12 protein-coding genes are annotated in these 10,555 nt (G+C 66.6%); 6 read left to right on the top strand and 6 right to left on the bottom strand.

The genetic code is table 11. The annotated features are described in order from the left end of the window. Nucleotides 1-101 precede the first annotated feature (101 nt). From folP to VNW74_RS05435, 5 genes are all read left to right on the top strand, one after another. Entirely contained in the window at nt 102-926 is an 825-nt protein-coding gene (folP, locus tag VNW74_RS05455) for a dihydropteroate synthase (protein WP_325675582.1), read from the top strand. Next, complete coding sequence (locus tag VNW74_RS05450) at nt 923-1,921, top strand: glucosyl-3-phosphoglycerate synthase (protein WP_325675578.1); 999 nt, start codon at nt 923-925, stop codon at nt 1,919-1,921. The genes folP and VNW74_RS05450 overlap by 4 nt, the downstream gene beginning before the upstream one ends. A 36-nt stretch (nt 1,922-1,957) precedes the next feature. Continuing rightward, complete coding sequence (locus VNW74_RS05445) at nt 1,958-2,314, top strand: DivIVA domain-containing protein (RefSeq protein WP_325675577.1); 357 nt, start codon at nt 1,958-1,960, stop codon at nt 2,312-2,314. Nucleotides 2,315-2,319: 5 nt separating this feature from the next. Further along, nucleotides 2,320-2,889 (top strand): DNA-3-methyladenine glycosylase I, encoded by a 570-nt coding sequence (locus VNW74_RS05440; RefSeq protein WP_325675581.1) that lies wholly within the window; start codon nt 2,320-2,322, stop codon nt 2,887-2,889. A 192-nt stretch (nt 2,890-3,081) separates the two neighbouring features. Next, the gene (locus VNW74_RS05435) at nt 3,082-3,249 is read left to right on the top strand and encodes a DUF3117 domain-containing protein (RefSeq protein WP_003406247.1); all 168 of its coding nucleotides are present in this window, start codon (nt 3,082-3,084) and stop codon (nt 3,247-3,249) included. Here VNW74_RS05435 and glgA read toward each other — a convergent pair. Then, nucleotides 3,246-4,415 carry a glycogen synthase gene (glgA, locus tag VNW74_RS05430; RefSeq protein ID WP_325675576.1) on the bottom strand — a complete coding sequence of 390 codons (1,170 nt, stop codon included), beginning with the start codon at nt 4,413-4,415 and terminating at the stop codon, nt 3,246-3,248. The two genes, VNW74_RS05435 and glgA, sit on opposite strands and share 4 nt — an antisense overlap. A 136-nt stretch (nt 4,416-4,551) precedes the next feature. On the opposite strand from glgA, the gene glgC reads away from it, so the two are divergent. After that, the gene (gene glgC / locus VNW74_RS05425; protein WP_325675575.1) at nt 4,552-5,766 is read left to right on the top strand and encodes a glucose-1-phosphate adenylyltransferase; all 1,215 of its coding nucleotides are present in this window, start codon (nt 4,552-4,554) and stop codon (nt 5,764-5,766) included. A 19-nt stretch (nt 5,767-5,785) separates the two neighbouring features. Here glgC and VNW74_RS05420 read toward each other — a convergent pair whose 3' ends face one another. The 5 genes from VNW74_RS05420 to VNW74_RS05400 all read right to left on the bottom strand — a co-directional run bounded on the left by VNW74_RS05420 (nt 5,786) and on the right by VNW74_RS05400 (nt 10,513). Continuing rightward, nucleotides 5,786-6,460 carry an isoprenylcysteine carboxylmethyltransferase family protein gene (locus tag VNW74_RS05420; protein ID WP_325675574.1) on the bottom strand — a complete coding sequence of 225 codons (675 nt, stop codon included), beginning with the start codon at nt 6,458-6,460 and terminating at the stop codon, nt 5,786-5,788. A gap of 10 nt (nt 6,461-6,470) precedes the next feature. Beyond that, entirely contained in the window at nt 6,471-8,114 is a 1,644-nt protein-coding gene (locus tag VNW74_RS05415; RefSeq protein WP_325675573.1) for an ABC transporter permease, read from the bottom strand. An 82-nt stretch (nt 8,115-8,196) separates the two neighbouring features. After that, a complete protein-coding gene (locus VNW74_RS05410) occupies nt 8,197-9,141 on the bottom strand; it encodes an ABC transporter ATP-binding protein (RefSeq protein WP_325675572.1) in 945 nt (314 codons plus the stop codon). Then, complete coding sequence (locus VNW74_RS05405) at nt 9,131-9,772, bottom strand: TetR/AcrR family transcriptional regulator (RefSeq protein ID WP_325675571.1); 642 nt, start codon at nt 9,770-9,772, stop codon at nt 9,131-9,133. Before VNW74_RS05405 ends, VNW74_RS05410 begins: the two co-directional genes overlap by 11 nt. 72 nt (nt 9,773-9,844) lie before the next feature. Beyond that, on the bottom strand, nt 9,845-10,513 hold the full coding sequence (locus tag VNW74_RS05400; protein ID WP_325675570.1) for an O-methyltransferase: 669 nt from the start codon (nt 10,511-10,513) through the stop codon (nt 9,845-9,847). Nucleotides 10,514-10,555 lie beyond the last annotated feature (42 nt).

Raw genomic sequence — 10,555 nt, 5'->3', positions numbered from 1 at the left:
CTGTGCGCCCTGAGCGCCGCCTAAATGGCAGGGGCAGGCACCATGGACGGGTGCAGTCCACACTGTGTGGCCGTCCGGTGGCCGGCGACCGCCCGCTGATCATGGCGATCGTCAACCGCACCCCGGACTCGTTCTATGACCGCGGTGCCACCTTCGGCGACGAAGCGGCCCGGGATGCTGCACACCGCGTCATCGCCGAAGGCGCCGATGTCGTCGACGTCGGGGGCGTCAAGGCGGGCCCCGGGGAGATCATCGACACCGAAACCGAGACGGCTCGGGTGGTGCCCTTTATCGAGTGGCTGCGCGACACCTATCCCGACCAGCTGATCAGCATCGACACCTGGCGTTCGGAGATAGCCCGGGCTGCCTGTCGCGCGGGCGCGGACCTGATCAACGACACCTGGGGCGGCTTCGACCCCGCGATCCCGGAGGTGGCCGCCGAATTCGGAGCGGGCCTGGTCTGCTCGCACACCGGGGGCGTGCGGCCGCGCACCCGGCCATTCCGGGTCAACTATGGGACGAGCACTCGCGGTGTGGTGGATGACGTGATCCGCGAAGTCACCGCGGCGGCGCAGCACGCCGTCGCAGTCGGTGTGGCCCCCGATCGCGTGCTGGTCGATCCGACCCACGACTTCGGCAAGAACACCTTCCACGGCCTGGCGCTGTTGCGCCATGTGGAAGATCTTGTTAACACGGGGTGGCCGGTGTTGATGGCGTTGAGCAACAAAGACTTCGTCGGGGAGACTCTGGGCGTGGATCTGACCGAACGGCTCGAGGGCACCCTGGCAGCCACCGCGCTCGCGGCCGCCGCCGGCGCGCGGATGTTCCGCGTGCACGAAGTCGGGCCCACCCGGCGGGTGCTAGAAATGGTGGCCTCGATCAATGGGGAGCGGGCGCCCATGCGCACGGTGAGAGGACTCGCATGACGGCATCAGAGCTTGTCGATCTCGCCGCTGAGGGGGCATTGACCGCGCTTCCCGGCGACATTTGGTTGTCCGCCCGCAGTTGGACCCGTCCGCATTGGACGGTCGACGAGTTGGTGGCGGCCAAGGCCGGACGAACCATCTCGGTGGTGCTGCCTGCCCTCAACGAGGAAGACACCGTCGAATCGGTGATCGAGAGCATTTCACCGCTGGTCGGCGGGCTGGTCGACGAGCTGATCGTGCTCGATTCTGGCTCCACCGACGACACCGAGATCCGGGCGATCGCCGCCGGTGCGCGTGTCGTCACCAGAGAACAAGCCCTACCCCACATCCCGCCGCGGCCCGGCAAAGGCGAGGTGTTATGGCGCTCGCTGGCCGCCACCGATGGCGACATCGTGGTGTTCGTCGACTCCGACCTGATCGACCCGCACCCGATGTTCGTGCCGCGGCTGCTCGGGCCGCTGCTCACCGACGACGGCATTCACCTGGTCAAAAGCTTCTATCGCCGGCCACTGAACGTGAGTGATGCCAGCGACCGAGAGGGGGCCACCGGCGGTGGCCGGGTGACGGAGCTGGTGGCGCGCCCCCTGCTCGCGGCGCTGCGACCCGAGCTGGGCTGTGTGCTGCAGCCGTTGGGCGGCGAATATGCGGCCACTCGCGAACTGCTGACGTCGGTGCCCTTTGCGCCCGGCTACGGCGTCGAGATCGGCCTATTGGTGGACACCTATGACCGGTTGGGCCTGGACGCGATCGCGCAGGTCAACCTCGGTGTGCGGGCGCACCGCAACCGGCCGCTGGCCGAGTTGGGCCCGATGAGCCGTCAGGTCGTCGCGACGCTGCTCTCGCGCTGTGGCATCCCCGACTCCGGGGTGGGTTTGACCCAGTTCTTCGTCGACGGCGACGGCTATACCCCGCGCACCTCGACGGTGTCGCTGGCCGACCGGCCGCCGATGAACGCGGCGAAGCCGGGCGCAGCGGGTCGCCACCAGAGAGCGTGAGCGCCGCTGTCACACCGATAAGGCAATATCTGTGACGTGGCGTTGGTGTTGCTGTACGTAGTGGTGCTGGTCCTGGTAGCGGTCGTGTTGTTCGGTGTGGTCAGTCTGCTGTTCGGCCGCGGTGAGCCACTACCGCCGCTGCCCACCGGGACCACGCCGACGGCGCTACCCGCCTCCGGTGTCACCGGCGCCGACGTCGACGCCCTCAAGTTCACTCAGACGCTGCGCGGCTACAAGACCAGCGAGGTGGACTGGGTGCTGGACCGGCTCGCCCAGGAGCTCGACCTGCTGCGCGGCCAGCTGTCATCGGTGCATGCTGCGGCCGCCGCCGAAGTGGAGGCCGACGACGGAGATGTCGGCGCCCACGCTCAGGACGACGAGGAGCCGAGATGACCGTGCTGCCCGACGACGGGCTGGTCCGGTGCGACTGGGCCGTAGGTCGGCCTGGCCCGGACTTCGCGCTTTACCGCGACTATCACGACCAGGAATGGGGCCGGCCCCTGCACGGGCCGGTGCCGTTGTTTGAGCGGATGAGTTTGGAGGCCTTTCAAAGCGGCCTGTCCTGGCTGATCATTCTGCGCAAGCGGGAGAACTTCCGGCGCGCGTTCGCCCACTTCGACATCGAAACGGTCGCCCGCTACGGCGATGTCGACGTGGCCCGGCTGATGGCCGACGAGGGAATCGTTCGCAACCGCGCCAAGATCGAGGCGACGATCTCCAACGCGCGTGCCGCCGCCGACGTCGAAGACCTCTCCGAGTTGCTGTGGTCGTTCGCACCCGCGCCGCGGCCCCGGCCCGTCGACATCTCCAAAGTCCCTGCGGTCACACCGGAATCCACCGCCATGGCACGCGAGTTGAAACGGCGCGGGTTTCGATTCGTCGGGCCTACCACGGCGTACGCATTGATGCAGGCGACCGGGATGGTCGACGACCACTTGCGAACCTGCTGGGTCCCCTCGCCCCGATGAGGAAGTCCGCCCCGGCAGCGGATTGAAACGCCGAGGTGGAGGTCATGTACACCTGTCGGCCCGGATAGGGAACAATGGAGGGGTGAATTTGGAGTTCAATGCCCGGGATGGCTGGAATTCCGCTGGCGGGGCATGCCCGGCGCTGACCAGGTCCGTGACGGCGGGCCAGCTCGAACCTGGAGGGAGCACTCGATGGCCGCGATGAAGCCCCGGACCGGAGACGGTCCACTGGAAGCGACCAAGGAGGGGCGCGGCATCGTGATGCGGGTACCGCTGGAGGGCGGTGGTCGACTCGTCGTCGAGCTGACACCCGACGAAGCCGCCGCACTGGGCGACGAACTCAAAGGCGTCACCAGCTAAGCCAGCTTCCGGTAGATCTCCAGCGTCTGTTCTGCAATGCGCGCCCAGGAGAATTCCGCGATGCAGCGCTGCCGTCCCGCTTGGCCATAGCGCTCCGCCTTTTCGGGATCGGCGATCAGGGCGTTGACCGCCTCAGCGATCCTGGTCTGATAACCGTCAGCGTCGTCGGGGTCGTAGTGCACCAGCGAACCAGTCACCCCGTCGGCGACCACCTCGGGTATGCCACCGACGTCGGAGGCCACCACCGCCGTGCTGCAGGCCATCGCTTCCAGGTTGACAATGCCCAACGGCTCATACACGGATGGGCAGACGAAAACTCTTGCAGCCGAGAGTATCTCGCGTATCTTTCCGATCGGGAGCATTTCCCTTACCCAAAACACGCCGGTGCGCCTGCGGGCCAGCTCGGCAACCCCGGCGGTGACTTCGGCAGCGATTTCCGGCGTGTCGGGCGCTCCGGCGCACAGCACCAACTGCACGTCGGGCCCGAACTGGTGCGCGGCCGCCAGCAGGTGTGCGACGCCTTTCTGCCGGGTGATCCGCCCGACGAATGCCACTATCGGCCGGCTGCGGTCGATGCCGAGGTCGGCGAGCACCGACTCCTCCGGGAGGAATCCCAACGGGTCGGCCGGATACCAGACGTCGGTGTCGATCCCGTTGCGCACGACATGTACCCGGCCGGGATCCAGCGTCGGATAGACCCGCAACACGTCGTCGCGCATGCCCGAGCTGACGGCGATGACGGCGTCCGCGGCGGTCACCGCCGTCTGTTCCACCCACGACGAGATCCGGTAGCCGCCGCCGAGCTGTTCGGCCTTCCACGGCCGCAACGGCTCCAGTGAATGCGCGGTCAGCACATGCGGGACGTCGTAGAGCAACGACGCCAGCTGCCCGGCCAACCCGGTGTACCAGGTGTGGGTGTGCACCACGCTGGCCTCCGCGGCGGCGTTGGCCATCACCAGATCCGACGACAACGTCGATAGCGCCGGGTTCGCGCCGCGGAGTTGCGAGTCCGGCTGATAGGTGAAGGCGCCCGCTCGGGGCGCGCCCATGCAGTGCACATCGACCTCGCAGAGCTTGCGCAGTTGCGTGACGAGCTCGGTTACGTGTACCCCCGCGCCGCCGTAGACCTCCGGCGGATACTCCCGAGTCATCATCGCCACCCGCATACCCGGCACGGTAGTGGTCGCGTCCGGATGGCGCAGGCGCCGGGTTGATCCAAATAGGTTGATGGACAGTCCGTCAGCGTGGGTATTTAAGAGGAATGAGCTGGCAGCGGTTGACAGCGGCCGATAGGTTTGACCCATGAGGGAAGCGCCACACGTGCTGGGCATCGTCCTGGCCGGGGGGGAGGGCAAGCGGTTGTATCCGTTGACCGCGGACCGGGCCAAACCCGCGGTTCCCTTCGGCGGCGCCTATCGGCTGATCGACTTCGTGCTTTCCAATCTCGTCAATGCCCGTTACCTGAGGATCTGCGTTCTCACCCAATACAAGTCGCATTCGTTGGACCGCCATATTTCGCAGAACTGGCGGTTGTCGGGGTTGGCCGGTGAGTACATCACCCCGGTGCCGGCGCAGCAGCGGCTCGGCCCGCGCTGGTACACCGGCTCGGCCGACGCGATCTATCAGTCGCTGAACCTGATCTTCGATGAGGATCCGGACTACATCGTGGTTTTCGGCGCCGACCACGTCTACCGGATGGACCCCGAGCAGATGGTCCAGTTCCACATCGACACCGGGGCCGGGGCGACAGTGGCCGGTATCCGGGTGCCACGCGCCGAGGCATCCGCGTTCGGGTGCATCGACATCGACGAGTCCGGCCGCATCCGCAGGTTCCTGGAGAAACCGGCTGAGCCGCCGGGAACCCCCGATGACCCGGATTCCACTTACGTATCGATGGGGAACTACATCTTCACGACCAAGGTGCTCATTGACGCGATCCGCGCCGACGCCGACGACGACAATTCCGATCACGACATGGGCGGTGACATCATTCCGCGGCTGGTCTCCGACGGGCTGGCGGGCGTTTACGACTTCTCCGACAACGAGGTGCCCGGCGCTACCGACCGCGACCGGGCGTACTGGCGTGACGTGGGAACGCTAGACGCGTTTTACGACGCCCACATGGACCTGGTGTCGGTGCATCCGATATTCAACCTGTACAACAAGCGCTGGCCGATCCACGGTGCGTCGGAGAACTTGGCGCCGGCGAAGTTCGTCAACGGCGGCTCTGCGCAGGAGTCGGTGGTCGGCGCGGGCAGCATCATCTCGGCTGCCTCGGTGCGCAACTCCGTGTTGTCGTCGAACGTCGTCGTCGACGACGGCGCGATCGTGGAGGGCAGCGTCATCAACCCGGGCGTCCGGGTCGGCCGCGGGGCGGTGGTGCGTCACGCGATCCTGGACAAGAACGTCGTTGTCGGACCCGGCGAGATGGTCGGGGTGGATCTGGAGAAGGACCGGGAGCGCTTCGCGATCAGTGCCGGCGGCGTTGTCGCCGTCGGCAAGGGCGTCTGGATCTAGGGCCCTGCTCGCCACAGCATTACCAGACGAACGGAACCAGGCGGTAGTGCACCTGCCGTTCGTACTCGTGGTAGCCGCTCAGTTGTTGCTCTAGCAACTCTTCTTCATCGCGGATTCGAAGCGCGAGCGCGAGCAGCGCAGGGATGATGAAGACAAGCGCCCAATACGAGTCGAGCGCAAGCGGGGCGCCGACCATCATGATGACACTGCCGCTATACATCGGATGGCGTACCAGGCCGTACAGTCCGGTGGAGACCAGCGTCTGCCCCGACTCGACGGTGATATTGGCTGCTGCATAACCGTTTTGGGCGACCACCAGCATGGCGACGCCCAGTCCGATCGCGACCAGAATGTCGCCGAGCACGGTGACCGTCGTTGGCACTGGCGACCAGCCGAATCGATGGTCCAAAGCGCTGACCACCAACATGGCCGGAAAGCAGATGAACACGACGGTGCTGACGATCTGCTGCAACGTTCGGGTCTCCGCCAACGGCCCGGCATGCATGCGCCGCTCCAGCGCGGCCGGGTTCTTGCGTACCAAGTAAACGCTGGGGATCCAGGTATAGAACGCGAATACCGCAAGGAAGACCCATGCCTGCCAGTAATGGAACGTCCCCGCCGGCAGGAATAGCATCAATCCGAAGGCCACCAGGCCCAAGGCAGCTGAAACTGCTCCTTTAACAAGGGTTTTCATGAGGGCCTCCTCAGGTCTGCACGTCGCGACGGCGGAAGGCCGCCACTCCCAGTGCGATTAACGCGGCGTCGATCACCAACAACCACAGCAGTGGAACCGGCGTGACCGCGCCGCCGGTGACGCGCGGAATGTGCGCGAACGGTTCCAGGTCGAGCAGCCACTGCGGAAAGCCCGACAGCGACCCGATCAGGTACAGCGCGACGAATCCGATCAGCACCCCCCATGCCACCGGGCTGAACCTCGGTGCAAGCCCGAACAGGGCGACGGTCACCGCGGCGGAGAGCCACACGGCGGGCAGCTGCACCGCGGCGGTCGCGAGGACCAGCGAAAGCTTGCCGCCGATGTCGTGGGCAGCGACACCGTAGGTCAGCCCGGCCGCTGCTCCGGCGATCAACATCGCGACAGCGGAGCCGACCAGTGCGATCGCCAAATATCCTGCCAGCCAACGGCTCCGGCCGACTGCGCCGCCCAGCACGGTCTCGGCTCGCTGGCCGGCCTCCTCCTGGTGGGCCCGCAGGGTCAGCGAGATGGCGAATGCGGCCGCCATCATGCCCAGCATGCAGAACGCCACCGCGACGAAGGCCTGCTCTAATGCACCGGTACCGCCCATCCGCTCGACAATGTCTTGCGCCGTGCCGCCGCCCAGCTCATCGCCGATGCCGTGTACGACGCTGCCGATCAGCAAGCCGTAGAGGCACAACCCGACGGTCCACAGCAGCAGTGCGCCGCGGTCCAGCCGCCAGGCCAACCCCAAGGCGTCGCGCAGCATCGGCGATGCGGTGGCCGGGCCCGGACGTTCTGCGATCAAGCCTGCGCCGACATCGCGACCGGCCAGCAGTCGGTACGCCAGCGCGGTGAGCAGGATGGTCGTCGCGAGATGCAGCAGCAGCACCCACCACCGGTCACCCGCGTACGGACGAACCTGCAATGACCAGCCCAGCGGCGAAAGCCACGACAAGGTGCCCGAACCGGCATCACCAACGGCGCGCAGCGTGAATGCGGTGGCCAGCACGGCGAAGGCCGCGCCGCGGGCGAACCGGGCGCTGGATGACAGCTGGGCGGCCACCGCGGCCACCGCGGTGAACACCAGACCTGAGCAGGCCAGTGCTGCCCCGAACGCCAGCGAGCCACTCGGCGGGACGCTGGTGGTGAGCAGGCCGGCCGTCCCGACGGCTCCGGTGATCACAGATGCCCCGAACGACAGCAGCAGGGCCGCGGTCAGGCTGGCATATCGGCCCACCGCGGTGGAGTCGATCAGTTCGGCGCGACCAGTTTCTTCGTCCGCGCGGGTATGGCGGATGACCGTCAGAATGACCGCCACCGCGATCAGCAGGTGGAACATCCCGGCTTTCCAGATACCGGTCGCGCCAAGGCTGTCGTTGTAGATCTGTCCATAGAGCGCCCGCTGCGCCGGGCTGGCCATGATCGAGGCGGCGAAGCCGGCGCGTGCCGCTTGGTCGGGGTAGACCTTCTCGATGCTGCCGATATAGACGGTCGCCAGTGGTAGCGACAGCAGAAGGGTCCACAGCGGCAGGACCACCCGGTCGCGCCGCAAGTAGAGCCGCAGCATCCCGAGCGTGCCAGTGAACGCCGAACCGCGTTGCGGCGCCTCGTGTGCTGGATGTTGGGGCCGATCCAGCGTCGCTGTGGTCATTGGCGCCCCTCCTTCTCATCGCTTCGTCCCCCTCGCCGCTGCGCGGCTGGGGGTGCCCCCGCTGCATCGTCGCCGGCGCGGGTCATGCCCGAACCTCTCGACCGCTGACGTCGCGCCGGCCTTCGGCGCCGTAATGACGTAGGAACAGTTCCTCCAGGGTGGGTGGTTGGCTGACCAGGCTGCGCACGCCGATGTCGCCGAGCACCCGGATGAGTTCGCCGAGGCTCTCGCTGTCGACGTGGGCCCGGAGCGTGGTTCCGTCGATGCTGACATCTTCGACGCCGCGGATTCGCGTGAGATCACCTGGATTTCCGAGCAATTCCGCCTTGATCGACGTGCGGCTGAGATGGCGCATCGAATCCAGCGAGCCGCTCTCGACGGTCTTACCGGCGCGGATGATGGTCACCCGGTCGCACAGCGCCTCGGTTTCGGCCAGGATGTGGCTGGACAGCAGGACGGACGCGCCCCGGTCCCGCGCTTCTGCCACGCATTGCTGAAAGATGTTCTCCATCAGTGGGTCCAGACCGCTGCTCGGCTCGTCAAGCAACAGGAGCCGTGCCCGCGACGAGAACGCCGAAATCAACGAGACCTTCTGGCGGTTTCCCTTCGAGTACGTTCGTGCCTTCTTGTGCGGGTCCAGCTCGAAACGCTCGATCAGCTCGGCGCGCCGTTGCTCGTCGATGCCGCCGCGCATACGTGCCAGCAGGTCGATGGTCTCGCCGCCGGTGAGATTGGGCCACAGCGTCACATCGCCTGGAACATAGGCGATGTGGCGGTGCAGCTCGACGGCGTCCGTCCAGGGGTTGCCGCCGAGCAGCCGAGCCGTTCCGCCGTCGGCCTTCACCACCCCCAGCAGTATGCGGATCGTCGTCGACTTGCCGGCGCCGTTGGGTCCGAGGAAGCCATGCACCTCGCCCTCGTGCACGCTCAACTCCAGGCCGTCCAGCGCCCGAACCGCACCGAAATTCTTCGTCAAGCCATGGATCTGGATCGGCGCAACGTGACTGTCGTAGTTATCAGCTGGCATTTGAATCTCCTTCTTCGGCTTCGGCGAGGAAAGCGTCGTACATGGTGTGGTCGGTCATCAGGCCTTCGGTGTAGAGCTCGAGGGCGGGCAGAATCATGTCGCGGGCGTAGTCGCGCAGTACTGCGCGTAAATCGGTTGGCGTTTCATGCATCTGCAGATACAGCAGGAAACCGCCGCCGCCGGTGATCGCCAGATACTTTGCCCGGGCAGCCGGATCCCGGCTGGATTTCAGGATGCCGGTACGCACCCCTTCGTCGAGATAGCCCTCGGCATTGTCGATCATCTTGCGCCACAACGTGTTCGCCAGCTCGCCGCCGGATTGCATGCTGCGCACCAAGTAGGCCATCAAGGGTGCGTACTCCTCGATCTCGGCCATCGCGGCGAACCACGTCGCCGGATCGCTGGAGCGCATCGCCTCCGACTTCCCGCTGCGGATCTCTTCGGCCACGTAGTCGTCGCAGGACTTGCGCAGTCCGTCCTTCGAGCCGAAATGGTGGATGACAAGAGCCGCGCTCACTCCCGCCGCTTCGGCGATCGATCGCAGCCCGACGCCAAAGCCGTGCGCGCCGAACTGCTCGATCGCCGCGTCGCGGATCCGGGCCGCGGCGGTCAAATCGTCGGCTGAACGCATGTTCAGTATATTAAACAGTCGTTCAGTCGAACGTCAAGCAGAAACGCCGTCAGAAATCCGTAAAAGGCAGGGTCAGTCCCGGACGGCGGCAAGTAAGCCGTCGCCGAGCGGCACCAGCGCCGGGGTGAGCAGCTCGTTCTCGGCGATGAGGCGCGCCGCCTCGCGCACCGCCGCGACCTCGGCGTCACGGGCCGCCGGGTCGCCGGCCCGGCCACCCAACGCGGCTCCATGGACGACGATGGCCCCGCCCGAGCGCAGCAGCCGCACCCCCTCAACGACATAATCCGGCTGATCACACGGGTCGGCATCGATGAAGACCAGGTCATAGGACGCATCGGCGAGCCGGGTCAGCACCTCCTGGGCCCGACCGCTAATCAGCCGAGTCCGCGACGGCCCGATCCCGGCGTCGGAAAATGCCTGCTTGGCGATCAGCTGGTGCTCGGGCTCGATGTCGATCGTGGTGAGCACGCCGTCGTCGCTCATCCCCGACAACAACCACAGGCTGCTAACGCCCGCACCGGTGCCCACCTCGACGACCGCTTTGCCGCCACTGAGCTTGGCCAGCAGGCTGAGTAAAGCTCCCACCGCGGGGGTGACCGCGCCGGCGCCGATGTCGACCGCGCGCTCGCGGGCGGCCAACAGAACCGCGTCTTCGGAGATCGACCCCTCGGCGTGTGCGGACAGCGATTCGGCCCGACTCGGCGGAGCCGGCTGGCCCGGTGTGCGGTCAGTGGTGGCCATGCCCGCAGCGTAAGTCCAACCGATGCCGCGTGTTAACAGGCG

The sequence above is a fragment of the Mycobacterium sp. genome (assembly GCF_035570115.1).
Taxonomy (GTDB): domain Bacteria; phylum Actinomycetota; class Actinomycetes; order Mycobacteriales; family Mycobacteriaceae; genus Mycobacterium.
Note: the sequence above shows the minus strand (reverse complement) of the source record. Positions and strands in the feature narration are given on the sequence as shown.